At 36.4% G+C, this 26,343-nt stretch carries 26 protein-coding genes, 1 pseudogene and 1 CRISPR repeat array; of the genes and pseudogenes, 20 read left to right on the top strand and 7 right to left on the bottom strand.

The features are described from left to right. Nucleotides 1-9 precede the first annotated feature (9 nt). The 9 genes from LI951_RS06885 (at nt 10) to sufB (ending at nt 10,267) form a co-directional block, all read left to right on the top strand. Complete coding sequence (locus tag LI951_RS06885) at nt 10-360, top strand: hypothetical protein (RefSeq protein ID WP_229441678.1); 351 nt, start codon at nt 10-12, stop codon at nt 358-360. An 8-nt stretch (nt 361-368) separates the two neighbouring features. Then, nucleotides 369-1,520 carry a YhfX family PLP-dependent enzyme gene (locus LI951_RS06880; protein ID WP_229441677.1) on the top strand — a complete coding sequence of 384 codons (1,152 nt, stop codon included), beginning with the start codon at nt 369-371 and terminating at the stop codon, nt 1,518-1,520. 4 nt (nt 1,521-1,524) lie between these two features. Beyond that, complete coding sequence (locus LI951_RS06875; RefSeq protein WP_229441676.1) at nt 1,525-2,736, top strand: phosphopentomutase; 1,212 nt, start codon at nt 1,525-1,527, stop codon at nt 2,734-2,736. An 837-nt stretch (nt 2,737-3,573) separates the two neighbouring features. After that, the gene (locus LI951_RS06870) at nt 3,574-4,599 is read left to right on the top strand and encodes an amidase family protein (protein WP_229441675.1); all 1,026 of its coding nucleotides are present in this window, start codon (nt 3,574-3,576) and stop codon (nt 4,597-4,599) included. A 346-nt stretch (nt 4,600-4,945) separates the two neighbouring features. After that, nucleotides 4,946-5,719: a Fe-S cluster assembly ATPase SufC gene (gene sufC, locus LI951_RS06865; RefSeq protein ID WP_229441674.1), complete on the top strand. Its 774-nt coding sequence runs from the start codon at nt 4,946-4,948 to the stop codon at nt 5,717-5,719. A 17-nt stretch (nt 5,720-5,736) separates the two neighbouring features. Then, entirely contained in the window at nt 5,737-7,023 is a 1,287-nt protein-coding gene (gene sufD, locus LI951_RS06860) for a Fe-S cluster assembly protein SufD (protein ID WP_229441673.1), read from the top strand. Next, nucleotides 7,020-8,255, top strand: coding sequence for a cysteine desulfurase (locus tag LI951_RS06855; protein WP_229441672.1), 1,236 nt, complete (start codon nt 7,020-7,022; stop codon nt 8,253-8,255). The genes sufD and LI951_RS06855 overlap by 4 nt, the downstream gene beginning before the upstream one ends. Continuing rightward, the gene (gene sufU / locus LI951_RS06850; RefSeq protein WP_229441671.1) at nt 8,242-8,703 is read left to right on the top strand and encodes a Fe-S cluster assembly sulfur transfer protein SufU; all 462 of its coding nucleotides are present in this window, start codon (nt 8,242-8,244) and stop codon (nt 8,701-8,703) included. The genes LI951_RS06855 and sufU overlap by 14 nt, the downstream gene beginning before the upstream one ends. A gap of 169 nt (nt 8,704-8,872) precedes the next feature. Continuing rightward, a complete protein-coding gene (gene sufB, locus LI951_RS06845; protein WP_202064483.1) occupies nt 8,873-10,267 on the top strand; it encodes a Fe-S cluster assembly protein SufB in 1,395 nt (464 codons plus the stop codon). Nucleotides 10,268-10,526: 259 nt separating this feature from the next. On the opposite strand, the gene LI951_RS06840 is transcribed toward sufB, so the two are convergent. Continuing rightward, entirely contained in the window at nt 10,527-11,072 is a 546-nt protein-coding gene (locus LI951_RS06840) for a TetR/AcrR family transcriptional regulator (protein ID WP_229441670.1), read from the bottom strand. A 115-nt stretch (nt 11,073-11,187) separates the two neighbouring features. On the opposite strand from LI951_RS06840, the gene LI951_RS06835 reads away from it, so the two are divergent. The 5 genes from LI951_RS06835 (at nt 11,188) to LI951_RS06815 (ending at nt 15,782) form a co-directional block, all read left to right on the top strand. Beyond that, the gene (locus LI951_RS06835) at nt 11,188-11,760 is read left to right on the top strand and encodes an NAD(P)H-dependent oxidoreductase (RefSeq protein WP_229441669.1); all 573 of its coding nucleotides are present in this window, start codon (nt 11,188-11,190) and stop codon (nt 11,758-11,760) included. Further along, complete coding sequence (locus tag LI951_RS06830) at nt 11,757-12,797, top strand: LLM class flavin-dependent oxidoreductase (RefSeq protein ID WP_229441668.1); 1,041 nt, start codon at nt 11,757-11,759, stop codon at nt 12,795-12,797. The genes LI951_RS06835 and LI951_RS06830 overlap by 4 nt, the downstream gene beginning before the upstream one ends. A gap of 581 nt (nt 12,798-13,378) precedes the next feature. Beyond that, nucleotides 13,379-13,951, top strand: coding sequence for a TetR/AcrR family transcriptional regulator (locus tag LI951_RS06825; protein ID WP_229441667.1), 573 nt, complete (start codon nt 13,379-13,381; stop codon nt 13,949-13,951). A gap of 19 nt (nt 13,952-13,970) precedes the next feature. Beyond that, nucleotides 13,971-14,711, top strand: coding sequence for an SDR family NAD(P)-dependent oxidoreductase (locus LI951_RS06820; protein WP_229441666.1), 741 nt, complete (start codon nt 13,971-13,973; stop codon nt 14,709-14,711). Between the two features lie 66 nt (nt 14,712-14,777). Beyond that, nucleotides 14,778-15,782: an NADP-dependent oxidoreductase gene (locus tag LI951_RS06815; protein ID WP_229441665.1), complete on the top strand. Its 1,005-nt coding sequence runs from the start codon at nt 14,778-14,780 to the stop codon at nt 15,780-15,782. 159 nt (nt 15,783-15,941) lie between these two features. On the opposite strand, the pseudogene LI951_RS06810 reads toward LI951_RS06815, so the two are convergent. The 4 genes and pseudogenes from LI951_RS06810 to LI951_RS15385 all read right to left on the bottom strand — a co-directional run. Continuing rightward, a pseudogene (locus tag LI951_RS06810) lies at nt 15,942-16,457 on the bottom strand (tyrosine-type recombinase/integrase); the annotation flags it as partial. A gap of 634 nt (nt 16,458-17,091) precedes the next feature. Continuing rightward, nucleotides 17,092-17,589: a CRISPR direct-repeat array (repeat unit 36 nt; unit sequence GTTTTAGAGCTATGCTGTTTTGAATGTCTCCAAAAC). Nucleotides 17,590-17,703: 114 nt separating this feature from the next. Continuing rightward, nucleotides 17,704-18,369 carry an MgtC/SapB family protein gene (locus tag LI951_RS06805; protein WP_229441664.1) on the bottom strand — a complete coding sequence of 222 codons (666 nt, stop codon included), beginning with the start codon at nt 18,367-18,369 and terminating at the stop codon, nt 17,704-17,706. A 52-nt stretch (nt 18,370-18,421) separates the two neighbouring features. Beyond that, on the bottom strand, nt 18,422-19,249 hold the full coding sequence (locus LI951_RS06800; RefSeq protein WP_202067203.1) for a carbohydrate ABC transporter permease: 828 nt from the start codon (nt 19,247-19,249) through the stop codon (nt 18,422-18,424). 8 nt (nt 19,250-19,257) lie between these two features. Continuing rightward, nucleotides 19,258-19,506, bottom strand: a complete 249-nt coding sequence (locus tag LI951_RS15385) for a carbohydrate ABC transporter permease (RefSeq protein WP_420705922.1) — start codon at nt 19,504-19,506, stop codon at nt 19,258-19,260. Here LI951_RS15385 and LI951_RS06795 point away from each other — a divergent pair. Then, complete coding sequence (locus tag LI951_RS06795; RefSeq protein WP_229441663.1) at nt 19,466-19,960, top strand: hypothetical protein; 495 nt, start codon at nt 19,466-19,468, stop codon at nt 19,958-19,960. The two genes, LI951_RS15385 and LI951_RS06795, sit on opposite strands and share 41 nt — an antisense overlap. Before the next feature lie 931 nt (nt 19,961-20,891). On the opposite strand, the gene LI951_RS06790 is transcribed toward LI951_RS06795, so the two are convergent. After that, on the bottom strand, nt 20,892-21,479 hold the full coding sequence (locus tag LI951_RS06790; RefSeq protein ID WP_202067198.1) for a TetR/AcrR family transcriptional regulator: 588 nt from the start codon (nt 21,477-21,479) through the stop codon (nt 20,892-20,894). A 218-nt stretch (nt 21,480-21,697) separates the two neighbouring features. On the opposite strand from LI951_RS06790, the gene LI951_RS06785 reads away from it, so the two are divergent. From LI951_RS06785 to LI951_RS06765, 5 genes are all read left to right on the top strand, one after another. After that, on the top strand, nt 21,698-22,432 hold the full coding sequence (locus LI951_RS06785) for an ABC transporter ATP-binding protein (RefSeq protein ID WP_229441662.1): 735 nt from the start codon (nt 21,698-21,700) through the stop codon (nt 22,430-22,432). Further along, the gene (locus LI951_RS06780; protein ID WP_202067197.1) at nt 22,429-23,115 is read left to right on the top strand and encodes an ABC transporter permease; all 687 of its coding nucleotides are present in this window, start codon (nt 22,429-22,431) and stop codon (nt 23,113-23,115) included. The genes LI951_RS06785 and LI951_RS06780 overlap by 4 nt, the downstream gene beginning before the upstream one ends. Nucleotides 23,116-23,140: 25 nt before the next feature. Next, on the top strand, nt 23,141-23,368 hold the full coding sequence (locus LI951_RS06775) for a hypothetical protein (protein ID WP_202067196.1): 228 nt from the start codon (nt 23,141-23,143) through the stop codon (nt 23,366-23,368). Between the two features lie 25 nt (nt 23,369-23,393). Then, nucleotides 23,394-23,597 carry a hypothetical protein gene (locus LI951_RS06770; RefSeq protein WP_202067195.1) on the top strand — a complete coding sequence of 68 codons (204 nt, stop codon included), beginning with the start codon at nt 23,394-23,396 and terminating at the stop codon, nt 23,595-23,597. A 460-nt stretch (nt 23,598-24,057) separates the two neighbouring features. After that, nucleotides 24,058-25,296, top strand: a complete 1,239-nt coding sequence (locus tag LI951_RS06765) for an MFS transporter (RefSeq protein ID WP_202067194.1) — start codon at nt 24,058-24,060, stop codon at nt 25,294-25,296. Nucleotides 25,297-25,352: 56 nt separating this feature from the next. On the opposite strand, the gene LI951_RS06760 is transcribed toward LI951_RS06765, so the two are convergent. Continuing rightward, nucleotides 25,353-26,099: a 4'-phosphopantetheinyl transferase family protein gene (locus tag LI951_RS06760; RefSeq protein WP_229441661.1), complete on the bottom strand. Its 747-nt coding sequence runs from the start codon at nt 26,097-26,099 to the stop codon at nt 25,353-25,355. Between the last annotated feature and the right edge of the window lie 244 nt (nt 26,100-26,343).

Genomic DNA, 26,343 nt, shown 5'->3' with positions numbered 1-26,343 from the left:
GGAGGTATTATGATTAGGCAAAAATTGATCGTATTAGAGGAATCCGGCATCATTGACACGGAGATCCATAACTATGTATTAGCAGTATGTGATTATCTAAAAGAAAAACAGGTGATCAAAGAAGAGCTGGAAGCAGATGTGTTCCTGACTCATTTAGCGATGGCAGCAGCCCGTCAGAAGAACGAAGAAAAGGTCAATGCTCTTGATCCATTTATCAAAGATCAAATCATTAGTGATCCCCAATATCTGGATTCGCAGTCATTATGGCAGGAGCTTTCAGAGATGGCAGCTATTGACTTTGATGAACCAGAGCTTGACTACTTCTACCTGCATATTTGCAATATGTTGAATGAAGGGTAGGGGGTTGGATGTTTTTAGAAGTAGTACGCAGAAGAAATCCAAAGCTGATCAATACAGCAAAACAGCTTCATCAAACAGGACAAATTTTACCGGATACCTATATTCTGGATTTAGACAGTATCATAGCGAATGCTTCTGTCATGAAGAAACAGGCTGAGGAATCTGGCATCAATTTATTTTATATGACAAAACAGCTGGGACGTAATCCGTTAGTTGCAAAGGCAATCAGAAAAGCTGGAATTGATCGAGCAGTAGTCGTTGATTTTAAAGAAGCACTGGTGATGATAGATAATGATATACCTATTGGAAATATCGGGCATCTGGTACAGGTACCAGTTTATTTCTTGAAAAGAATCCTTGCTCATCAACCGGATTATATGACCATACACTCCTTAGAAATGCTAAAAAAAATTGATCCTATTTGTCAGGAGTTAGACATCAAACAGCGTATTTTAGTGAAGATATCTGAGGCTGACGATCAAATCTATGAAGGGCAGTATGGAGGCTTTCATCTGGCTGATCTGCCAGAGCTGATCAAAGCAAGTTGCAAGATGAAGCATATCGAGCTTGCCGGTCTGACTTCGTTTCCTTGTTTCTTATTTGATGGAGTCGAGGAGCTGATACCTACTCATAATGTTGAAAGTATCAGAAAAGCCAGAGAGATATTTGCAGAGCATGGCATTGAAGAACTGGAGCTGAATATTCCTTCAGCGACATGTGTTCGAACGATTCCGTTTATCAAGGCGCTAGGCGGTACACAAGGAGAACCTGGTCACGCATTGACAGGTACAACACCGTTACATGCCAAACTGGATTTACCGGAGGTGCCGGCAATGGTCTATGTCAGTGAGATTTCTCATACCTTAGATCAGCACAGTTATTTTTATGGCGGCGGCTATTATCGCCGAGGACACTTAGAAAATATTTTAGTTAGCGGAAAAGAGGAACGATTGGATCGGATGCTCCCATTCTCAGCAGAAAATATTGACTACTATTTACAAGCGGAGCAAGAACATGAAGTCGGTGCGACAGTTATTGCTGCGTTTCGAACACAGATATTTGTTACTCGAAGTGATGTAGCAGTTGTTTCAGGTATTCAAAGCGGCAGTCCCAAACTTGAAGGAATCTTTGACAGTCAAGGAAATAGAATAAGAAGGTGAGACCATGGGACGTTTTATAGTGATCGTATTGGACAGCTATGGTGTAGGCGCTATGGCTGACGTAAAGGAAGTTCGCCCAAGGGATCTAGGCAGTAACACAGCACTGCATATTATTGAGAAAAATCCGGACATTCGCCTCCCAACGTTAGAAGCATTGGGCTTGATGAATGCTATCGGTGAAGAATATAAACAGCATCAATTTTCTGAGACAGCAAATTGGGGAACCGCGAACTTAGCGCATCATGGTGCCGACTCATTTCTTGGGCATCAGGAAATTATGGGAACAACACCTAAAATCCCTTTGATCCAGCCATTTAATGCGAAAATTGATGTAGTGGAGGAAGCGCTGGCGGCTCAAGGCTATTCTGTTCGGCGTGTTGGAGCAGAAGCTGACCCCAAAATACTTGTTGTCAATGACTGTGTCACTGTAGGAGATAACTTGGAAACAGATTACGGTCAGGTGTACAATGTGACTGGATGTCTTGACCTGATCTCGTATGATGCATTGAAAGAAATCGGTCGATGCGTTCGCGGAGTCGTTCAAGTATCTCGAGTGATTACGTTTGGCGGAGAACAGGTAGACCTAAATGCCCTGTTGGCAGCCAGAAAAGTGAAAAACAATGAGATTGCAGGAGTGGATGCTCCTGAATCTGGTGTGTATAATCATGGTTATCAAGTGGTACACCTAGGGTATGGCATCGATCCTAATGTACAGGTGCCGACAATTTTAGATAAAGCTGGTGTGATGGTTTCCTTACTTGGTAAAGTAGCCGATATTGTTCAAACAGAGAGTGCTCATCTATTTCCAGGTGTGGACAGTGATACGCTGTTTGATTTGTTGCTTGGGGAAGTGCAGAAAATACAGCAGGGCTTCATCTGTTTGAATATTCAGGAAACCGATCTGGCAGGGCACGCGGAAGATGTGATGCGTTACTCAGACCGATTAGAGCTCAGTGATTGTCGAATCAAGGAACTGCTTTCTCAGTTAGAGGAAGGGGATGTATTAGTTGTTATGGCTGATCATGGGAATGATCCTACTATTGGTCACAGCAACCATACGAGAGAACGAGTACCGCTATTGGTTTACAGTAAAGGCGTTAAGAAAAAACAGATTGGAGAAAGAACAACACTTGCAGATGTTGGTGCAACTGTCGCAGACTATTTTGATGTTGCTGCACCACAACATGGTGTATCGTTTTTAAATAAGATTTTTTAGTTGAAACTAGATTGTGTCTGAAAATCACAGCAGAATCTGAAGTTTTCAGACATGCTCAAATAGAAAGTACAAAAATAGTGTGGATAGAGAGCTGCTTTCGGAACAGCATTTATTTGATTTAGACTTAGAAAAGAGCTGTGATATAAGTATGTCTGAGCCCCCCTAAAACCGAATAAATGGTGTTCCAGTCTTTGTATGATTCGAGCATTCGAAGAAGCGTAGGAGCAAGTTCATGTATGCCTCCCAGACATGCGACGAGCATTCGTAGAAACCGTAGGAGCAAGTTCATATATGCCTCCCAGACATGCGACGAGCATTCGAAGAAGCGTAGGAGCAAGTTCTTACATGACACTCAAATATGCGACGAGCATGCGAAGAAACAGTAGGAGCAAGTTCCTACATGCCCCCCAGACATGGGACGAGCATTCGAAGAAGCGTAGGAGCAAGTTCTTACATGACACTCAGATATTCGACGAGCATTCGAAGAAGCGTAGGAGCAAGTTCATATATGCCTCCCAGACATGGGACGAGCATTCGTAGAAGCGTAGGAGCAAAGCCCCTCCATTCTTCGAGGATCAAAACGAAGTTCTTCAATTCTTAATGGCTCTGCTATTTAGAAAGTGATGAGATCGAAACGAAGTCCTTCAATTCTTAATGGCTTTGCCGTTTAGAAATTGATGAGATCGAAACGAAGTGTAGTGTAGTGTAGTGAGAGCCGTAGACACAGAAGCTGCCTCTTCTGGAATACCATGAAGGAGACCGGAGGAGTATCTATCTTTCGGTCTCTTTTTATTGTTGACGTGCAGTTTTGACAACAAAAGAATGGAGAATTTATAGATGAAAACATTAAATGCAATAGAAGGCGCAAAAAAAAGCTTTATTGCTCTAAAAAATCCATATGATTCTGTAGAAAAAGTATATCCAATGATCATCGACCAATTTAAAGAGAATGGGTCAATCTATTATGCAGGTGTCAAAAATCGTAGTCAAATATCATCAGCTTTTGTTCAATCCTTAGAAGAAATTGGTATCTATTTGCATACGTTGGATCGTGCAGCAACAGCAGGGCGAGCAATAGACATTCACTTAAAAAATCCTTACACTGGACGACCGATGACAGGATCGTCTAGCGGGACGGCAATCAATGTTCTTTTGGGAATCAATGATATTGGCATTGGTACAGATGGGGGTGGCTCAGTCCTTGCTCCGGCAATGGCAGTTAACCTGATTGGTTTTATCAGTCCGTTGTTGGATCAGGAAAATAGGAAAAGGCTTACAAGTGAAATGTCGACCGATGGGATCGTCTTCCAGCCTTCTTTAGGGTTTATCACAGAAGAGTTTGATTTGCTGAAGAAGGTAGTGAACGTCATGCTGCCTGTTGAGGAGGTAAGTGAAATGAATATTGAAATTATTTATGATCCTGTAGACTTTTCAAAGAAGGAAATAGACGCTTGGGAAGGGCAGACCTCCGTCAAGGATCTATCTTTCAAATTTGATGCACGAGAATGTGTGATGCCAAAGCTAAAAGAATTACTGGCCAATTGCGATGTACTGATTAGTAAAGAGGGGCCGATAGATACAGATGGGCTAGGAGATACGGTACTGGGACATTTTGATCAACGGACGCAAGAACAGCAGCGTCAAGGAAAAAAAGGCAATTTACGTGTCGTCAATATGCTTGGTGCAACAGCGATCACTTTGCCGGCAGAAGAATTTGCTGTAGGATATCTGTTGATTTGTGAGTCAACACCAAAGAAAATCAGCAAAATGCTGCAACTTTCTGAGGAATGGTCACAGGTGAAAAATCCTTACACTCGTTACTTTTCTGACTGTAGGGAATATTATCCAAAAGAGTTTGGATAATAGTTGAGTCGTACACGATCAATCATGGAAGTATTTTTGCTATGGTTGATCGTATTTTTTTTGTGGTAATTTTTTGAAGAGAGCTTTTTAGCGAAAAGTTTATGATTTTTTTCAAAAAAGTGCTGTCACCTATGGCAATCAAATAATTATCATTTTCTGTTAAGTTATTGTTTGTTATCCGAAGTTCTTATTAAGTTATAAATAGTATAATTAAGTGCTTCCTTATATTAAGAAAGTATGGAAAAATCAGGAATCTTAGTTGCAAAGACATTGCGATTCATTATCAATTAGGATAAAATGACTGAGAACGATTAAATATTTATTTTGAAAGCGGAGGGAACAATGCATGTCAATTTTGGAAATTAAAAATTTACACGTATCTATTGAAGATAAAGAGATTTTAAAAGGCGTAGACTTGACGATGAAAACAGGTGAGATTCACGCAATCATGGGACCGAATGGAACGGGTAAATCAACCTTATCAGCTGCGATTATGGGAAATCCAAACTATGAAGTTACTGAGGGTGAAGTTCTTTTAGATGGAGAAAATATTCTTGAGCTGGAAGTAGATGAGCGTGCGCGTCTGGGTCTGTTTTTAGCAATGCAGTATCCAAGCGAAATTCCTGGAATTACAAATGCTGAATTTATGCGTGCAGCGATTAATGCCAAGCGCGATGAAGATGATAAAATTTCTGTGATGGATTTTCTGAAAAAATTGGATCAGAAAATGGACTTGTTAAATATGCCGGAAGAAATGGCTGAGAGATATCTAAATGAAGGATTCTCAGGTGGCGAAAAGAAACGGAATGAAATTCTGCAGCTTTTGATGCTTGAGCCAACATTTGCCATTTTAGATGAAATTGATTCTGGTCTGGATATTGATGCATTGAAGGTCGTTGCCAAAGGTATAAATGAAATGCGCGGAGAAAATTTCGGCTCATTGATTATTACGCACTATCAGCGTCTGTTGAACTATATCACTCCGGATGTAGTTCATATTATGATGGATGGGAAAGTGGTTAAAACCGGCGATGCAGAACTGGCAAAACGTCTCGAAGCAGAAGGCTATGCTGGAATCAGTAAAGAATTAGGTATTGAATACAAAGAAGAGGAAGCTTAGGGAGGAGGACAAGATAAATGAAAGACACAAATGTAAAAACTTATCTTGACGACATCAATGCTTTTTCAGCTCAAATGGAAGAACCATCATGGATGAATGAAATCCGTCAGTCTGCTTTAGAGCAAACAGATGTACTTGAACTGCCAAAGATTGAGCGGGTGAAGTTTCATCGCTGGCCATTACTTGATGTTCAGCTGGAAGACTACATGCCTGATGCAGGCTTTGCCGTTCAATTTACAGAAATGAAAGACAATCCTGTACTGGTTCAACAAAATACTGTGACAATTTTTGAACAGCTTTCAACAGAGCTGGCAGAAAAAGGCGTTATTTTTACAGACCTGTTTACAGCTATGAAGGACTATCCGGAACTTGTAAAGGAATATTATATGACGAAAGCTGTTTTAGTGGATGAAGACAAGCTCACTGCATTCCACGCAGCCTTTATGAACAGCGGTGTCTTTTTATATGTACCAAAAAATGTTGTTATTAAAGAACCGATCGAATCAATTTTCATTCAGGATTCTACAAGCAAGCAGTCATTCTTTAAGCATGTACTGATTGTGGCAGATGAACACAGTGAAATTAATTATCTGGAACGCTTCATGACGACAGGCGAAGGTAAAGAAAAGGTATCAGCCAATATTGTGGTTGAAGTAATTGCCAAAGCAGGGGCAAAAGTAAAATATTCAGCAATGGATCAGCTGGGTGAAAATCTGACGACCTACATGAACCGCCGTGGACACATCATGCGTGATGCGTCTGTTGACTGGGCGTTGGGTGTGCTGAATGATGGCGATGTGGTGGCAGACTTTGATTCTGATCTGGTGGGTGAAGCCTCTCATTCAGAAGTAAAAGTGGTGGCAATCAGTGCCGGCAGACAAACGCAGGGAATTGACACTCGTGTAACCAATAAAGCCTCTCACTCTGTAGGACACATTTTACAGCATGGGGTTATCCGTGAACGAGGCATTCTGACCTTTAACGGGATCGGTCATATCCTTAAAGGAGCGAAGGGTGCCGATGCACAGCAGGAAAGTCGTGTGCTTATGCTGTCTGATAAAGCACGGGGCGATGCTAATCCGATTTTACTGATTGATGAAAATGAAGTAACGGCCGGTCACGCAGCAAGTGTGGGACGTGTCGATCCAGAAGAAATGTATTATCTGATGAGTCGCGGGCTGCCTAAAGCAGAAGCAGAACGTCTGGTTATCCGCGGATTCCTTGGCTCAGTGATTACAGCTATTCCTGTGAAGGAAGTCCAAAAAGAATTTATCGAAGTGATTGAAAGGAAGTTGAACGCATGATAAACGTGGAGAAGATTCGTCAGCAGTTTCCCATATTGTTTCAAGAAGTCAATGACGAGCCCCTTGTTTATCTGGATAATGCAGCAACAACGCAAAAACCAAAAGCTGTTTTAGAGCAGCTGACGTACTATTATGAACATGATAATGCCAACGTTCACCGGGGGGTTCATACACTAGCAGAACGGGCAACTAAAGAATATGAAGCCTCAAGAGAAAAAGTCAGAGAGCTGATTCATGCAAAAGAAACAGCTGAAATTTTGTTCACTCGTGGAACAACAACCGCTCTGAACTGGATTGCAAAAAGTTATGGAGATCTGGCTGTCAATGTCGGAGATGAAATTGTTATTTCCTACATGGAGCACCATTCCAATATTATTCCCTGGCAGCAGCTGGCCGAACGAAAAGGCGCAACACTTAAATATATTGACATTACGCCGGATGGTTTTCTAGACATGGAAAGTGCTGAACGACAAATTACAGAGAAGACAAAAGTTGTTTCTGTTGCACATGTATCCAATGTTTTGGGCGTGATCAATCCGGTAAAAGAATTGGCAGAGCTTGCCCATAAGAATGGGGCTGTTATGGTCGTTGATGGTGCACAGGCTGTTCCTCATATGCCGGTTGATGTACAGGAACTGGATGCAGATTTTTATGCATTCAGCGGACATAAAATGTGCGGACCAACTGGAATAGGTGTATTATATGGAAAACGAGCTTTGCTGGAGCAAATGGAGCCTGTTGAGTTTGGCGGCGAAATGATCGATTTCGTTAATCTCTACGACAGCACCTGGAAAGAGCTTCCTTGGAAGTTTGAAGCAGGAACACCAAATATTGGCGGAGCGATTGCTTTAGGTACAGCGGTGGATTACCTGACAGAAATTGGTCTGGAAAACATTCATCAGCATGAAGCGGAAATAGTCGCTTATGTACTGCCGAAGCTGCAGGCAATTGAAGGGTTGACGGTTTACGGACCGCAAAGCCCAGAAGAGCATACAGGTGTGATTGCTTTTAATCTGGACGGGCTGCATCCCCATGATGCGGCGACTGCGCTGGATATGGAAGGAGTGGCTGTACGTGCAGGGCATCATTGTGCACAGCCGCTGTTGAAATATTTGGATGTTCCAGCAACAGTACGTGCAAGCTTCTATCTATACAATACGAAAGCAGATGCCGATCGTTTAGTTGAAGCAATTCTTGCAACGAAGGAGTTTTTCCAATATGGCTCTATCTAAATTAGAAAATTTATATCGCCAGGTAATTCTGGATCATTCCAGTCATCCTCATCATCACGGCACGCTGGCAGATTCAAGCAAAAAAATTGAAATGAACAATCCCACCTGCGGAGATGTCATTGAGCTTCAAGTAGACATTCAGGATAATGTGATCAAAGATATCGCATTTACCGGCAGCGGCTGTTCAATCAGCACAGCCAGTGCCAGTATGATGACTGATGCAGTGATTGGAAAAACTGTGGCAGAGGCAGAAGAAATGGCAGAATACTTTTCACAGCTGGTTCAGGGGAATGAACTTCCTGAAGCAGATAAGCTAGGCGATGCACTGATTTTAAAAAATGTCAGTAAATTCCCGGCACGAATCAAATGTGCCACATTAGCATGGAAAGCATTGGAACAGGCCATTGAAAATGATGGCGAAGGAACTGCTGGACAGTTGCACTGCTGATTCGCTTTTATTGGTAATGAAGCAGAACGAAGTAGAATAAGTTCAAATAAAGAAATAGTCAGAGATGGAAAATGAAGAGAGTCTTTCTAGTGATAAAAGAGCACTTTTAATTTTGAAAGTACTGGTATTATTCAATTTTCCAACATTAGAATAAAGGGAGCGTGAAACAATGAGCGGTGTACCAGAGTTAGAAGAATATAAATTTGGGTTTCACGATGATGTGGAACCGGTCTTTAGTACAGGAAATGGACTGACAGAAGATGTAGTCAGAGAAATTTCACGTGTTAAAGGCGAACCGGACTGGATGCTGGAATTCCGTCTGAAATCATTGGAACAGTTTAATAAAATGCCAATGCAGACGTGGGGACCGGATTTGTCCGATATTGATTTTAGCAAAATAAAATATTACCAGAAACCAAGTGATCGTCCGGCAAGAGACTGGGACGATGTACCTGAAAAAATTAAAGAAACCTTTGAGCGAATCGGGATTCCGGAAGCAGAGCGTGCGTATTTAGCCGGTGCTTCCGCGCAATATGAATCAGAAGTGGTTTACCATAACATGAAAGAAGAATTCCAAAAACTGGGAATCATCTTTACAGATACAGATTCTGCATTGAAAGAGTATCCAGAGCTGTTCAAAGAATACTTTGGCAAACTTGTACCACCGACAGACAACAAGCTGGCGGCATTGAATTCAGCAGTTTGGTCTGGCGGAACATTTATCTATGTACCAAAAGGGGTACGTGTAGATGTGCCGTTGCAAACCTATTTCCGTATTAACGCAGAAAATACTGGTCAATTTGAACGGACACTGATTATTGTTGATGAAGGTGCCAGTGTTCACTACGTGGAAGGCTGTACCGCACCAACCTATTCAAGTAACAGTCTGCATGCGGCGATTGTTGAAATCTTTACCAGAAAAGATGCATACACGCGTTACACAACGATCCAAAACTGGTCAGATAACGTGTATAATCTGGTAACAAAACGTGCCAAAGCTTACGAAGGAGCAACCGTTGAATGGATTGACGGCAACCTCGGAGCCAAAGCAACGATGAAATATCCAAGTGTGTATCTGGATGGAAAAGGTGCGCGCGGGACGATGCTTTCAATTGCCTTCGCCGGAGCCAACCAAATTCAGGACACAGGAGCGAAAATGATTCACAATGCACCAAATACATCTAGCTCGATTGTATCAAAATCAATTGCCAAAGATGGCGGTGAAGTGAACTATCGCGGACAGGTAACTTTCGGCAAAGAAAGTGCCGGCTCTATCTCTCACATCGAATGTGATACGATTATCATGGATGATCAATCAAAATCGGATACAATTCCGTTCAACGAGATTCATAACAGCCAAGTCGCTTTGGAACACGAAGCCAAGGTTTCAAAAATCTCGGAAGAACAGCTGTACTACCTGATGAGCCGCGGATTAACCGAAGTCGAAGCCACAGAAATGATCGTCATGGGCTTCGTCGAACCATTTACAAAAGAACTGCCGATGGAATATGCGGTGGAATTGAACAGACTGATCTCGTATGAGATGGAAGGGTCAGTGGGATAATAACAAAATATGAGCTAGGAATGCTGTTATATAGGCATTCCTAGCTTTTTCTAATGCTCAAAAATAAAAGTAGCACCAATATTAGCACCAATAATATTTAGACATGTTCTCACCCTAAGGAAATCCTGAATTTCTGCTAGAAGGGATAGAGAATAAAAAAACTGTAAATGCTGTTAAAACAACATTTATAGCTTTCATTTTGTCTTATCAAACAGATATGGAAAAATCATCTTGTTTCTTTTGGATCTATAAAAAATAGTTATTGAATTGCACGATAAATACTTCCAGACATTATCTTATAGGCTATTTGTGTTAATTCTTCTTCCTTAGGGTTCTTATTATTTATCAGATAAGACTTGGTAAGCTGTGCTAAACCTGAAGCCATAAATTCTAAAGCTAAAAATGCCTCATCTTCATCAACGGTAATAAAACTATCCCTGCAAGTGGCTGTTTCTTGATAAATTAATAACTTTAAGATATCCATTAAATCATTTTCAATGATTATTTCTAAATCTTTTTTTCGCTTAATAACAAACTTGCTAAAATTTCTACAAGTTTCTATGAGTGTGATGTTAGAACCATGTTTATAAGAACTTGTTCCTTTTGAAATGATTTGTAAATGGTGGAGTAATAGATTTTCCTTTGTTTTGTATAGACTATAGAAAGTTTGACGTGAGACTCCAGATTGGGTACATAATTCACTAATTGTAATTTCTTTGAAACTCTTTTTATTCAAAAGCTGAGTAAAAGCTTCTAATAATAATTGTTGTGAAATTAGGGCGGTAGGATTATTCCCTTGATACATTTACAAACACTCCTTTCTGTCTAAGTTTAGCTAATAACATTGACACTGTCAATGTTAATGAATATAATACAGATGAACATTGACACTGTCAAGTTTAATTGAAGGAGGCATAAAAATGAAAAAAGTATTAATTGTAACAGGACATCCAGATTTTGAGAAAGAATCAGTAGCCAATAAAGCTGCTTTTAAGGAATTAACAGAACTTTTACCAAGTGCAGAAATTGATAGATTGGATTTATTATATCCAGACTATAAGATTGATGTACAAAAGGAGCAAAAGAAATTGGTTGAATCGGATATTGTCGTCTTACAATTCCCTGTGTTTTGGTACCACATGCCTGCTTTAATGCAAAAGTGGGTGGAGGATGTTTTCTTAAATGGTTTCTCACATGGCCCAGAAGGAAATGCATTAGTTGGTAAAAAGTTAGTATTATTAATGACTGCTGGAGCACCAGAATCTTACTATAAAGGAGAGAAGGCTGTTTATGAACAAGATTTATTAATACCAATTAAAGGGATTGTGGAAGCTACTGAGATGAAATTAGCAGGTTACGAAATTTTATACGGTGTGAGTTATGGAACACGCATCAATGAAGAAATTTCGCAAGAGTACGCTGAGAAAGCGCGTAATACAGCTAGAAAAGTCGCAAATTTAGTGAGTGAATTAGCTGAAGGAGAAGAAAAATGAAATTTTCAGTGTTAGATTTAGCGTATTTAAGAGAAGGTCAAACCTATCGTGAAGCTTATCGTGATTTAGTTCAATTAGCCAAAAAATCCGAAGAATTTGGTTATGAGCGTTATTGGATTGCAGAGCATCACAATAGTAGACCAATCGGTAGCAGTGCCACCCAAATTTTAATTCAACATGCACTAGCGAATACAGAAAAAATTCGTGTGGGATCAGGCGGAGTCATGTTGCCTAACCATAGTCCATATTTAGTAGCCGAACAATATGGAACGATTGAAACCTTATATCCAGGCAGAGTGGATTTGGGATTGGGAAGAGCTCCTGGAACGGATATTGAAACAGCAAAAGCTTTAAGACGTTCGAAAACATTGAATTCAGATTTTGAAGAAGAAATTGCCGAGTTAGAAAGTTATTTTAAAGGGACAGCATCAGTACATGCCTATCCAGCACAAGACTTAGAGATTCCTAAATATATTTTAGGTTCTAGTCCAGACAGCGCACATATTGCGGCAAAATTAGGTTTACCATATGCATTTGCTTCCCATTTTGCACCAACCCATTTAGAAGAGGCCGTGGCTATTTATTATAGAGAATTTAAACCAAGTGATTATTTAAAAGAACCATATGTGATTGTTGGTGTGAATGCTTTTGTATCAGATACGGATGAAGAAGCAAAGCGACTAGCAACTTCTCAAATACAAGGTGTGTTGTCATTAGTAACAGGTAATCCCATAGGTATTTTGCCACCAAAAGATGAAGAGAAGTTATGGAATGATTATATTGCTGCAACGAAAGTTCCTCATTATGGTCCAGTTGCCTTTGAAATTGAAGGGATTGTAAATCGTGAGCGTGAGGTTGTTGAACGGATGACAGGCTTATCGTTAATTGGAAATAAAGATACTGTCACAAAACAATTAAAAGAGCTACAAGACAAGGTGCAGTTTGATGAGATTATTGTTAATAGTTTTATCTATGATCAAGGAGATCAAATAAAATCATATCAATTATTATCAGAAGTCATTAATGAGAAATTTTAAAAGATTGGAATACGATGTGGAAAATGGAACTGACTTAGAAAAATGAGTTAAAATAAAAGCATCTTTTGTTGAATCCGGGTATAAAATGAATTTAACAGGAGGTGCTTTTTGCATGGTGACTAAAGGTTGTCCTATACATATTATCGATCCTGTAAAAGAACCCTTGGATAATGCTTGCACCGAATCGTTTCGTATCTCACTAAAGTTAGAAATATTATATCTCAATAAATTCATAATTGAGGTGTGTATTTCTTTACAAGAACTTGTTTCAAAAGTTAGATTAGCATTAACACTAAATAGTTAGTTTAATCTAGTGTTGCGATCATAATTTATTGAAGCGAGATATATTTTCTAGTATCCGTTTAGGAATGTGCAAAACTATTTTTTAAAGTACCTGACATACGATATATTGATATCAAGGTTTAAATTACATCTATATGTTATACGTATGCATGCTCAGATTTGAGTTTTGCATATGGCTAAGTATCCTTTAAAAAGGGAGAGGGACGTATTTACTTTAGTTCCATTTTTTGTTAATATAAGAATGATCATTCTAGAATGAAAAAGGGGGGACTGGGTCAATGGCAAGAACAAAAGAATTCAATGAATCAGTTGTGTTGGATAAAGCAATGCTGACCTTCTGGGAACAAGGGTACGAAAAGACGTCTATGCAGGATTTAGTCGATAACATGGGGATTCATCGCCGTAGTATTTATGATACATTTGGGGATAAACATGTACTTTTCATGAAAGCTCTTGACCAATACGAAATTGAGTTAGAGCAAGAAATTTCCCAACGTTTAAAGCCGACAATGTCAACAAAAGAAAAGCTTGAGGAATTATTTTCAATTGTTATACAAGAAAATTCTGATCATCCAAAAGGTTGTTTGATTGTTAATACAGCTACTGAGCTAGCCTTACTGGATTTGGAAGTGACAGAAAAGGTTCAGGGGGCATTTTCTAAGAGTGAGAATTATATTTTTCAGTTACTATCTGAAGCACAAAAGAACGATATAGCTTTAAAAGAGCAAAATTTACACGAATTAGCTAGTTACCTACATAATGCGTGGGTAGGGATCAGAGTTTTAGCGAAAACGACCAATGATCAGAAAAAGCTGCGTTCAATTGTTAAAGTAACGTTGTCCATTTTATAAAAAGAGAGTAGGAATAGAAATGAAGAAAAAATATACAGTAATTACAGGAGCCAGTTCTGGTATCGGCTATGAAACAGCGCTTGCTTTTGCTAAGAAAGAAAAAAATCTTATTTTAGTTGCAAGAAGAGAAGATCGGTTGAATTCCTTGAAAAAAAGGATTCAAAAGGAGTATCCTGATTTAGATATTGTATTAAGAAAAAGTGATTTGTCAGATCGAAAAGCAGTTTATGAATTGTATCACTCCTTGACCAATTACAACATTGAAACATGGATTAACAATGCTGGTTTAGGGACATCGGGAGTGTTGATGAATGCAGATTTAGAAAAAATTGAACAACTTATCCATGTAAATGTAGAAGCAACAACAATCCTATCGACCCTCTATATAAAAGATTATGCGAATGTAAAAGGAACACAGCTCATCAATGTATCTTCTGCAATGGGGTATGTTATTGCTTTAGGAAATGTGGCTTATTCAGCTTCAAAATTTTTTGTTAGTGTTTTAACTGAAGGTCTTGCGGGGGAGTTAAAAGACGCTGAATTAAACGCAAAAGTATTAGCTCCTGCACTCACAGCCACAGATTTTATTAAACAAGCTAGTAACGCTGGCATGAACAATCAAAAGCTACAGTTGCGTACGCCAACAGAAGTGGCTAATTTCCTGATAAGATTGTATGAAAGTGAGAAGACAGTTGGACTTGTAAATGAACACAACGAATTTTTACTAAAGGACTCAATTTTTCCAACGTTTTCACTATAAATTTTTTTGAACAAAACTAGAATGAACGTTCTAAAAAGGAATTAATAAATTAAGGAGACTATAAACATGAAGGCTGCACAAATAGAAAAGTATTCCAAAGAATTGATGGCAAAAATAGTAGATATTCCTATCCTAGAGATATCGGCTGATCAGGTATTAATCAAAGTGAAAGTTGCTGCGGTGAATCCTCTTGAGATTTTGAATATTACAGGAGCTGTAAAGCTGATCCAAGATTATAAAATGCCATTAACTTTGGGAAATGAACTAACTGGAATCATCGAAAAAGTTGGGGAAAATGTTCAAGGCTTTAAAGTAGGAGAAGCAGTATATTGTAGATTGCCAGTGAATAGTATCGGTGCTTTTGCAGAATATGCTGCTGTTGATGCTGATGCTATAGGGTATTTACCTAAGAATTTGGATTTTACAACGGGAGCGGCTGTTCCGTTAACGGGCTTAACCGCTTATCAAGCCTTACATGAAGAGTTAGAGGCAAAAGCATGTCAAACAGTTTTTATCCCCGGAGGCTCAGGTAGCTTTGGGCAAATGGCGATTCCGATTGCAAAATCGATAGGGTTGAAGGTGATTGTTTCGGGGAGCCCAGAAGCGAAAGAGAGGACCTTGGCAGCAGGTGCGGATCGTTATATTAATTATAAAGAAGAGAACTATTGGGAAGCACTTGAGCCGGTAGACTTTGTCATTGATACGTTAGGTCCGGATGAATTTGAGCATGAATTGTCAGTCATTAAGTCAGGTGGACGCTTATTGAGCTTGCGGACAAGTCCAAATAAGCAATTTGCAGTAGATAAAAAGCTGGCAAAGTGGAAACAAATTTTATTTGGCTTAGCGGGCTCAAAATATGATAAGCAAGCGAAAGAAAAAGGAATTGAATATCGGTTTATATTTGTACGTGCAGATGGAAAACAGTTAAATCAGATTACGGATCTTGTTGAAAAAAATAATATTGTACCTGCGATTGATCCAACTGAATTTAAGCTAGAAGATATTAATAAGGCTTTAGCTCTGGTTGCATCAGGACATCCCAAAGGGAAAGTGCTGATTAAGTTTGATTGAATATCTGTGAAAAAGTGATTTATCCAAATATAAAATACGACTGAAAGATGATTGGAACCAAATAAACTAAAAGCTAAGAACGCTGTTATATAGGTATTCCTAGCTTTTTCTAATGCTAAAAAATAAAAGTAGAACCAATTCTAGCACCAATGGGCATTTTTAGAACAAATCTTTTTCTGTTTCGATGAATTGTGCGAATTTATCCGCGCTGCGTTCTTCTCGCTCAGGGTAGAAATAGTTGTAAACCTGCTTCGTCATTTTTGAGTCCTTATGATCAACTCTATACATAATATCTTCAAGCTTCATGTCAGCCATTGCACATAAAGAGACATGAGTTTTACGAAACTCATGAAGTGTAATACGTTTCTTTAAATTGTATTTATTAACAATCATGTCATACCAATCGTTTGGTTGACCTGGTCGGCAAAATTCATTTGATTTGTTTGGGAAAACTAATTGGTGTGGAAGTGAAGGGTCGAACCATTGAATGAAATGGTGGATGGTTTGTTGTTCCTTATATTTTTTCAGAAGGCTCATGGTTTCTGTATCAATAGAGATGGTTCTTTTTCCTGCATTGGTTTTAGCACTTTGGCTAGCAACCTTTGTTTTCTTAGTTTGTGGGTTAAGCTCTACTTCTGCAAGGATTTTACTAATTGTTAGCTTATTGCTTTCAAATTGAAATAATTGAAGTGGCTGAGATTGGCTATACTGAACATCATGAAGGCAATGGCCGAGGAACTGAAAAGAATCCAGTATATTCTGAGGTATGGTATAGAAGCGGTTTATTTCGGCGATGTACCCAGTTTGAAACTAGTAAGCCGTTTGTGAGGTGGTTATTTTAAGTATAGGGGATCGGTATAAGGATGCTAAGAAGCTACACCCATTAGTGGAAGCTTATAAGGGGATTCCAAGTTATGAAATTATTGAATAAATCTATAAAACTGTGGATATGGTAAATGAATATGAGAAAAGAAGGGAGGGGTTGGGGAGGTCATCCGGCTAGGAGCCAGAACCTGACAAAACCTGGCGTTTAAATGCTACATGAGGCTATTTTTCAAAACTAAAAAGCCTTACTTGAAAGCCCATATAATTACTTGTTTTTTATTTGAACGTCCCTTTTTAATCGGAGCATTTTTTATGATGAAGATTATTTTCTTTGCCATGATGATAAGGTATAATAGTAGGTGAGGGTATGTGGTCCTTGAGAATTGAATAATTAAGTAAATAATTTTGAGGCATTCAAAGCAAGAATCTTGCTAGGATGAGTAGTGCGATTACGAAATTAAGTGGAAAAAATTTTTTCTACGAGGTTTTAGAGCTATGCTGTTTTGAATGTCTCCAAAACTACCAGCTCCCCCGCCTTCTGTTACAGTAAGTTTTAGAGCTATGCTGTTTTGAATGTCTCCAAAACCTGGGGAACACTTACGGCACGTATTCAAAAGTTTTAGAGCTATGCTGTTTTGAATGTCTCCAAAACTTTTTAAATATTTCATCCACTAATTTTTCAGTTTTAGAGCTATGCTGTTTTGAATGTCTCCAAAACTGTGCGAACTAAATGAGATTTTGGAGGTAGGTTTTAGAGCTATGCTGTTTTGAATGTCTCCAAAACAATCAGATTCGAGAAACTTTTCTAAAATTTGTTTTAGAGCTATGCTGTTTTGAATGTCTCCAAAACAATTATATATGGGAACGGTAGTAATCAAATGTTTTAGAGCTATGCTGTTTTGAATGTCTCCAAAACTCAACTGATGGGACGTGATACATTCGCGTTGTTTTAGAGCTATGCTGTTTTGAATGTCTCCCAAATTAATACTATAGACGAATTTGCAAATGGATAATTTTTCTTCTTACTTATTTAGCATAAAAGTCCCTCCTACAACTAAATAAGAGGGACGTGGGATTTTGAAACCAAAAATGAAATTTAATTTAAAACATCAACTAAACGTATTTTGGTAATATTTTTAAAGAATGACAAATCTTCAATAATCTCAGCATATGTTTTGTTATTAGGGATGGATATTCCATACACATTTTGGTATATTTTATAGTCTTCATATATTTCGACGTTAAAAGTAACTTGATTTATTTCAATATTATTTTCATCAAAATATTGTATAAGGAATTCTTTAGTTTGCTGTCGATGCACATATTGTACTTCTAAGTTTTTTCTAGTGGGCACTTTTATAAATTTTGAAATGAATATGAGTGAAAAAAGAATTAATATAAAACTTAATGCAGCGATTTTATAATACCCCATACCTATCGCAATACCTAGTGCTGATACTGCCCACATAGTTGCAGCAGTTGTCAATCCGACAACATTTTTTTTGGTTACAATTATTGTTCCTGCACCAAGAAAACCAACTCCGCTAACAATTTGGGCAATTAATCTAGATTGATCAAATTTTATAACACTTATTAATGAACTATCTAATCGAATTAAGTCTATTGCATCGTAACAAATTTTTAATTGTATTAAACTGATTATAGTTGCCCCCACACAAACTAAAACATGGGTTCGAATCCCAGCAGGTTTATTTTTTCTTCCTCTTTCTGATCCAATTATGCCGCCAAAAATTAATGCCATAACAAGCCTTAATAAGATATCTGTATCATTCAGGTTAATTCACCTACTTTATCTATTCTTTAACCCCGCCTTGCATAATTCCACCTAGGATATTTTTTTGGAAGAAAGTAACCATTATTAAAAGCGGCATAACTGTGACTAATGCGGCAGCTGAAACAATACCAAAAGGAATTGTATTGTCAGTTTGGTAGAGAGTCATACCAACGACCACTGTTCTTGCCGATTCAAATTGATTTAGAACTTGTGATAGTAAATAATTATTCCATGCGCCAATAAATACCAGGATACTTAAAGAAAAGAAACTGGATTTAAGAAGCGGAAAGATAATTCTAAAAAGTGTTTGAAATAGGGTAGCTCCATCAAGCTCAGCGCTTTCTTCAATTGAAATAGGGATTTCTTTTATTGCTGCAGTCATAAACCAAATGATCATAGGTAAATCTAAAACAGCTATGATTAATGATAAGCCGATTCTTGAATTCAAAAGACCGATTTGGCTATACATTTTAAAAAGTGGATTTATAAGTGTTATGGTTGGTAAAAGAGAAATTGCTAAAATAAAAAGTAAAAAAACTTTTTTTAATTTTATCTCATACCTAACTAAGCCATAGGCAGCTAACACACCAATAAACATTGCAATAGCTACTGATAATAAAGAAACAATTAAGCTGTTAGCCATATAGGTGAATAAAGGTTGTCTAGAAATAGCTTGTAAATAGTTATCTAATTGAAAAGATGATGGTATAAGTGTGGGAATCAAACTTGATAATTCACTATCTGTCATAAAAGAAGTAGAAATTAAATAAATCATAGGGAAAACCATTATAAATAGATAAACGATTAACATAAAGCTTCCAATAATTTTTTTTGCATCAGATTTCATAATATTCATCACTCCAATCTTGTTTTTAAACTACCAGAAAAGATCATGCTAATCATAATCGCAACAATAAGCATTATAATTGATAGTGCTGAACCATATCCGATATTACCATAGTTGAAGTAAGTTTTAATTGCATACATAGAAACAGTTTCTGTACTCCCGCCAGGTCCACCATTAGTCATAGCTACAATTAGATCATATACTCTCAAAGAAGATATGATTCTAAATAGAATGGTGACCATCATTGTAGGTTTAATCAGTGGGAGGGTTACATTAATAAATTGTTGTATTTTGGTAGCACCATCTATTTCTGCTGTAACCTTTGTGGTAAGAAAACAAACTGGGGTAGCTGGATTCGAACCAACGACATCTATTTCTGCTGTAACCTTTGTGGTAAGAAAACCTCAAAAGGCAATAAAATTTTTCGGTTTTAATTTTGAACAAGCATTAGAAGATATGAAGATCTATTTTGAAAATATTGATAAAAATAAAATTGCTATTATTTTGAATGAATCTTTTAATCCTTTTGAAAAATTTATTGTGGATGGTCTTGTCAATTGTGGTCTATTTAACAGTGCAAATATTTTTTGTTCTTCCGTTTCAAGATTACAAAAAGATATTTTTTCAATTTTGAAAGAAAAATGGAGAAACCATCCTAAAGAAGTAATACAGGAAATTAATCGAAGCTTATTAAAAAATACTTTTACTTAATTTATTATCCTGTTTTTATGATAATTATGTATTTTCGACTCATTTAACATAAGAGATGCGTGATCTTTATAGCTAAATCATAATAGGTAGTGGGTATTGTAGAATAATAAATCTAATATGCAGAGAATGATAGAGGAATATGACACTATAGAGAATCTATTGGAAGTATCTGAAAATTGCTATTCAAGTATTCCAATAGATAAAAGGTCAGTAATTTTTAAACAACCTATTTTTTATTTCTGAAAGGAAAGTAAATTCAGAAGATGTATATTTTTCTATAAAGTTGATGATTAATTTGATATTGCTATGCACGTCATATTCTAAAAAATTTTTTTAATTTCTGGAAGAATAAAGATATCAGCAGATATGAAGAGGTGTATTTTTTTAACATTAGGTTTAATCAAGATAAAATAACAATAAAGAAGCTAATGAATGTGAGACAAGCTCTCCATCCATTAGCTTCTTAAAAGCACTCATCATCCCTAGTTGATAAAGAGGCAATTTTTTTCCGATTAATAAAGTTCTGTTTCAGATATAAAAAAAAGATTCAGTCACAGAGTTATCATTCGGATAACCTGATTTAGAAAAAGGGGAGTAAATATGATTATTATCTAATACTTGTCTAACTTCCTTAGAAGTGTACTGTGTTTTTGATCAAAATATAACATTAAAGATGCATTTTTTTAGATGAGAGCTTCCTTTTCAAATTGTACATTTCTTTTTTCGAAGCGCTTCAATTTAAGCGGTTAAGATGCAATCATTTTCTAATTTTAACCTCAGCATATTAGTTAATTTATTTGCTTAGACTATTGTATTTTTTGCAAAATTCTGTTTGATTTTTGTCAGAGTGATAAAGGGTAACAAGAGATTATTTGAATTTTTCATTATAGTGGGTGTATTTTGTTATAAAAGTATCTAGTCTGTTATATAGTTATTTAATTACGTTGTCAATCGTAGCGTTTAAAATAAATTCAAAAATCGATTCAAAATCTTCTGTTACTCGATCGCGAATAATGATGATGCTTAATAAAGTATTGATAATTTCAAATGCTTTTTTTTCACTTACTTTAAGTTTTAAGTTTGCAATGTCCAATGCTTCTTCAAAAAATTTCCAGTTATCCGTTTCAAGTTCAGCAATCAAATCCGGTGGAAGTTTACTAATGAAGGCAATAAAATCGGGATTTGAGAAATCATAAAGAAAAGGAGAATTCTTATACTCTTTGAATAGAAACTTCATTGCCTTGATGAAACCTTCTTTTGATGGAACGGCATATAGTATATTACGCCAGTTTGTCTTTAGTCGATCTTGTACCCTTTTCAATGTATCAACAAATAAGTCTTCTTTTGTTCCATATAATAGATAAAAAGCGCCAGTAGAAATGGACGCTTTAGAAGTCAGTTCAGCGATATTGGTTTTTTTATAGCCATTAATTCCCCAGCTTTTTTCACATTCCATACATAAAGTACTTCTTAGCTCTACTCTTTTTTCTTCTGAAAATCCTTTCGTACTTGTTTTCATTGGCAGCCTACTTTCTAAACCGTGAACTATTTAATATTTATATTCATAATTTTAAATTAAATTGAGAATTTGTCAAGCTTTTGCTATATAGTTTATCTTCTAAAATAATTGAATTTGAGGAAAGATGTTATGATGACTTGACAAAATAAATGATAGGCATTATTATGTGAATATAAAATAATGAATATTCATAAAAAGATATTCAGAACGAGGAATGAGTGAATGCTGAGTTGGACAATGTAATGGAAATCAAAAAGCTGAAAAAATCATTTGATAGTCAGATTGTGTTGGAAAGTATCACATTTTCTTTACAGAAAGGGATGATTTATGGCTTATTAGGCGCAAATGGTGCGGGAAAAACAACGATTATAAAATCAATTTTTAATCTCATAACACCGGACGAAGGAGAGATATATTTATTTAATGAAGCAGTGCCGCAATCGGTCGATCAATATAAAAAGATTGGCAGTATCATTGAAACACCAGTATTTTATGAAAATATGACTGTGGAAGAGAATCTACTTCTTCATTGCGACTATATGGGTGAACAATTCAAAAATAATATAGACAAAGTCTTAACAGAAGTCGGCTTATTCGATGTAAAGAAAAAAATGATTGATCAGTTGTCTTTAGGTATGAAACAGCGTTTAGGGTTAGGCAGAGCTCTTTTGAATGAGCCGGAATTATTGATTCTGGATGAGCCGATAAATGGATTAGATCCTGAAGGTATTATTGATTTTAGAAACTTGATTTTGAAAATCAATCAAACTTATGGAACAACAGTCTTAATCTCCAGTCATATTTTGGCCGAGGTTTTCAAAATAGCTGATACGATTGGAATTGTTTCACAAGGAAAGCTGATAAAAGAAGTTAGTAAAAAAGCTCTGGAAGAAATGGAGTTGGATATTGAAGAGTATTATCTATCACTAGTTAAGGCAGGGGAGCATGTATGACACACCTATTAAAAATCGAATTAAAGAAAATCAACTTAAAAAAACAGGTTTTTTCACTTCTCTTGATGAATATGATCGTACTGCTGCTTTCAATATTCACATCAGTATTACTTGCTGATCCTGCGAATGAAGGAGCCCCGGCAGCTGCAACAATGCTTTTGACAACTTCAGAGCTATCGATGTTGATTATACGAGCTGTTTTGATTGTATGGCAGGCGATTTTTATTGTTCAAATTATTATAGAAGAATATAAATCAAAAACGATTACAGTGCTATTTACATATCCATTCAGTAAGAGAGAATTGATTCTAGCTAAATTGGGGCTTATTTTTCTATTAACTGCTGCATTTTCTATTTTTTCAATCATGTTTCAGTCACTGAGTCTTTTTATGCTGAGTCATAATTTTTCTTTAGTTACATTTTCTTCTGAGAGTCTGTGGTCATTGATAATCGTACTTATTTCCAATCTTTTCCTAGGTTTTTTACCTCTATTTATTGGAATGAGGAATGTTTCGATTATTGCTACAATCATTTCATCTTTAGTCATTGTGGTTATTGGTTCTAACTCTCAAGCATCACCTGCTGGATTGCTGGGAGTTCCTGCAGTGTCACTGTTTTTAGGTACGGTGAGTGTTGCTTTGCTGAGTATTACCTATCGTTCCATGCTGAGAAAAGAAGTTTAAATTCAAAATAAAGGAGATTATTATTATGCCAACTGAACTATTTGACAATTCTTTCATCAAAATTCCTGATCAATCTGTTTTAATCTATGTATGGATTGGAACCATTATTTTGGGGGTTATCTTACTTGTTATTGGGTTGATTTTAGGTAAAAGAAATAAAACGAAAAATAAAACTGTTTCCAAAGTATTGATTTGGAGCGGTATAGTCATTGTTCTTGCCCAGGGGGCACAATTACTGACAAGTTTATTGTAAATAAAAGAGAAGGGAATGAGCAGGAATGGATCAAGTGACTCGTTTTTTTGAGAATATCGGACAAAGCTTAGGAATTAAGATTAAATTGCCGAAAGTAACGAATCAATATTTTATGATCAGTTTAGTCGTTATCATCGTCAGTTTAGCCTGTTTGAAATTCTCAATGATCTTTTTGATACCAGCTATTTTAGCAGGAGGGAACTTATTGTTAGTAAATAGAGAGTATTAAAAAAATAATTTTTGCTTTATGGGTTGGCAGTTTTTAGTTTGAAATAAACATAAAATAGCTGATTTTTGTACTAACTCATTAGGCTTTTTATTTAGCAGGCGACAATCTGCCTTTAAGAAGTAGTTGCAGGGCGGGGGAGTAACAATTTGCAGGCGACAAACAAAATTTTTTCGTCACTGTCAATCACTGCGATAGCGTGCTTATACTTGGCAACTTCAATTCCAACATAAAGTATGCGTTATGTTCCAGGTTCCCCAAGCCAATGCAACCTTGCGAAGAGTCAAGCGGTACGCTAGCAAACTTATTAATACTTTGGCAAGGAGCTGTGGTGTGGTTAGGGCTTCATGAAACTGGAGCTGTTGGAAAATAAATTACCCTACAGTGTTTACTGTCAGTATAAAACAATATTCAAGAAAGGAAAGTATATTTATCTGATTGATTTAAATATACAAGGAAAATTATGGAAATTGAACAACATGCAGTCTGGAGTAAAAATTTTGCATATATTATTACAGGGCAAACTCTTTCAGTTTTGGCAAACTCTGTGATGAAATTTGCACTATCGTTGTATATCTTGGATTTAACAAAATCTGCGGCTTTATATGGTACTTTGCTGGCTGTGTCAATTATCCCTACCATTATTTTTTCTCCAATCGGCGGTGTCTTAGCTGATAATTTTAATAAAAAAAATATGATGGTTCTTATGGATGGATTGTATGCAAGTATTGCAGCTTTGATCTATTTTGCGGTTGCTTCAGGAGCAAATATTACAATTATTGCTGTGTGTTTATTACTGATGTCTGTTGTATCGGCCTTTGAAACGCCGATTGTCCAATCAAGCATGCCTTTGCTGTTCAAACAGGAAAATTTATTAAAAGCGAATTCAGTTGTTAATCAGATTCAGTTGTTTGCAAACTTTGTTGGACCGATTCTTGCAGGTTTTTTATATAGTCTAATAAAGATCGAATGGATTTTTATCATTTGTTTATTTTTATTTTTGGGTGCAGCGTTTATTGAGTTATTTATTAAAATACCAATTCTAGCAGTCAAATTTGAAAATGGAGCGATCGCAACGGTTATCAAGGATTTGAAGGAAAGTTGGTTATTTATCAGAAAAGAAGAACCAGCGATTGTGAAAATCATTTTAGTATTAGGATCAATTAGTTTTTTTATTTCAGGGCTGCTGTTTGTTGGTATACCTTACATCATCCACATTATCTTAGGACTTGACAGTCAGTATTTAGGGATCAATCAAGGATTGATTTCTTTGGCCGGAATTATGGGTGCTGTAATGGTGGGGGTATTATCAACAAAATTAAACATGAAAAATAGCTATTTGATTGTTAGCTTGTCAAGCTTGCTGGTTATCCTTATAGGGCTTATTTTTATGATTGACATGCCCGCAACAGCAACCTTTGGTCTTTTTACCTTTGTAATTATGTTGCTACAAGCTTTATTTACATTATTTTCAATTTTTATTGTTTCCAATATTCAAGCAAGTACGCCAGTTCAATTGGTAGGAAAAGTCATGTCTTATGTGACAACACTAAGCTTATGTGCTCAGCCGCTTTCACAGGCAGTATATGGTATTCTCTTCGATATTTTTGCGAATTCCGTTTATATTTTATTTATAATCACAGGGTTAATCATGTTGCTGGTCAGTTATTTTTCTAAAAGCGTGTTTAAAAATTTAACGTAATAAAATAGCCAAAAAAGTACAATATTATGAATAGTCCTAAATGTCAGAGCATAACATTACAATTTATGTTCTGACATTTTTTTTATTAACTCTGTTAAGGATAAATAGTTTTCAACATGCTCATCAAGGAGCGAAGAACACAGGGCGAATTTATAATGATTTTCAATAGTGCAGGAGTAAAATTGAGCATCATTTGCTAATGGTTTTGAGAGTGAAATTGTCTTTTCATTCAAATCAAATGAATAGGCATCTAACGGAATGGATAATCCTGCCCCGATTTTTTTCGTAAATGCTTCTTTTAAAGTCCAAATTGAATAAAATGCTTCAATTTCTTCCAGCTGGTTTTCTCTGGAATGAATGAATTGTTGCTCCTTAGTTGAAAAAAAAGAAGAGATACTTTTAAGATCAATTTTTTCCATACGTTCAATATCTATACCCACAGGTAAACTGCTGATTGAGCAGGCAATAAAGCCGCTGGAATGAGTTAGGTTAAAAAAAATATCAGGATGCGAAGCTAAAAATGGTTTTCCATAGTTTGATCTTGAAAAAGTTAAGTGATCTAGTGACAGGTGACAATGATTAAATAGCATGCAGCGCAATAAAATGCCGGCAGCAAGTGAGCGTAATTTATCATCTGAGAATTTAAATTTTTTGATCTGATTTTGTCTCTGTATATCAATTAAAGAATACCAATCAGACCAAGTATTTGAATCTAGTGAGCAATCAATTTTTAAATAATTTGTAATTAACATTAAGTACCTCGAATTTAAAAGTAATGAAATATAGATAAGTATATTTAACATTTTTATAGATGTCAACTACTATTTCAATTTGTAAATAGTATAAATATGAAAAATAATGATTTTTTTAATAAAAGTAATGATATTTTTAAGATTAAATCGATAGAAAAATAGTTTGACATTTTGATGAAATTTTAATAGAATTTGAATTGAAATACATGAATATTCATGCGTTTTTATTCACATGTTTTCTGATAGAGTAGAAATGATTGGGTGTTTGTAATATTTTTTATTTTTGAAAAATAGA

This window comes from Enterococcus sp. BWT-B8, assembly GCF_020567625.1.
In the GTDB taxonomy this organism is placed as follows: domain Bacteria; phylum Bacillota; class Bacilli; order Lactobacillales; family Enterococcaceae; genus Enterococcus_L.
The sequence above is the reverse complement of the archived record's forward strand: the minus strand, read 5'-3'. Positions and strand labels throughout refer to the sequence as shown.

Coding starts and splice junctions, on each gene's coding strand:
- LI951_RS06885 (WP_229441678.1), top strand. CDS start 10: ATGATTAGGCAAAAATTGATCGTATTAGAGGAATCCGGCATCATTGAC.
- LI951_RS06880 (WP_229441677.1), top strand. CDS start 369: ATGTTTTTAGAAGTAGTACGCAGAAGAAATCCAAAGCTGATCAATACA.
- LI951_RS06875 (WP_229441676.1), top strand. CDS start 1,525: ATGGGACGTTTTATAGTGATCGTATTGGACAGCTATGGTGTAGGCGCT.
- LI951_RS06870 (WP_229441675.1), top strand. CDS start 3,574: ATGAAAACATTAAATGCAATAGAAGGCGCAAAAAAAAGCTTTATTGCT.
- sufC (WP_229441674.1), top strand. CDS start 4,946: ATGTCAATTTTGGAAATTAAAAATTTACACGTATCTATTGAAGATAAA.
- sufD (WP_229441673.1), top strand. CDS start 5,737: ATGAAAGACACAAATGTAAAAACTTATCTTGACGACATCAATGCTTTT.
- LI951_RS06855 (WP_229441672.1), top strand. CDS start 7,020: ATGATAAACGTGGAGAAGATTCGTCAGCAGTTTCCCATATTGTTTCAA.
- sufU (WP_229441671.1), top strand. CDS start 8,242: ATGGCTCTATCTAAATTAGAAAATTTATATCGCCAGGTAATTCTGGAT.
- sufB (WP_202064483.1), top strand. CDS start 8,873: ATGAGCGGTGTACCAGAGTTAGAAGAATATAAATTTGGGTTTCACGAT.
- LI951_RS06840 (WP_229441670.1), bottom strand. CDS start 11,072: ATGTATCAAGGGAATAATCCTACCGCCCTAATTTCACAACAATTATTA.
- LI951_RS06835 (WP_229441669.1), top strand. CDS start 11,188: ATGAAAAAAGTATTAATTGTAACAGGACATCCAGATTTTGAGAAAGAA.
- LI951_RS06830 (WP_229441668.1), top strand. CDS start 11,757: ATGAAATTTTCAGTGTTAGATTTAGCGTATTTAAGAGAAGGTCAAACC.
- LI951_RS06825 (WP_229441667.1), top strand. CDS start 13,379: ATGGCAAGAACAAAAGAATTCAATGAATCAGTTGTGTTGGATAAAGCA.
- LI951_RS06820 (WP_229441666.1), top strand. CDS start 13,971: ATGAAGAAAAAATATACAGTAATTACAGGAGCCAGTTCTGGTATCGGC.
- LI951_RS06815 (WP_229441665.1), top strand. CDS start 14,778: ATGAAGGCTGCACAAATAGAAAAGTATTCCAAAGAATTGATGGCAAAA.
- LI951_RS06805 (WP_229441664.1), bottom strand. CDS start 18,369: ATGGCATTAATTTTTGGCGGCATAATTGGATCAGAAAGAGGAAGAAAA.
- LI951_RS06800 (WP_202067203.1), bottom strand. CDS start 19,249: ATGAAATCTGATGCAAAAAAAATTATTGGAAGCTTTATGTTAATCGTT.
- LI951_RS06795 (WP_229441663.1), top strand. CDS start 19,466: ATGATTCTAAATAGAATGGTGACCATCATTGTAGGTTTAATCAGTGGG.
- LI951_RS06790 (WP_202067198.1), bottom strand. CDS start 21,479: ATGAAAACAAGTACGAAAGGATTTTCAGAAGAAAAAAGAGTAGAGCTA.
- LI951_RS06780 (WP_202067197.1), top strand. CDS start 22,429: ATGACACACCTATTAAAAATCGAATTAAAGAAAATCAACTTAAAAAAA.
- LI951_RS06775 (WP_202067196.1), top strand. CDS start 23,141: ATGCCAACTGAACTATTTGACAATTCTTTCATCAAAATTCCTGATCAA.
- LI951_RS06770 (WP_202067195.1), top strand. CDS start 23,394: ATGGATCAAGTGACTCGTTTTTTTGAGAATATCGGACAAAGCTTAGGA.
- LI951_RS06765 (WP_202067194.1), top strand. CDS start 24,058: ATGGAAATTGAACAACATGCAGTCTGGAGTAAAAATTTTGCATATATT.
- LI951_RS06760 (WP_229441661.1), bottom strand. CDS start 26,099: ATGTTAAATATACTTATCTATATTTCATTACTTTTAAATTCGAGGTAC.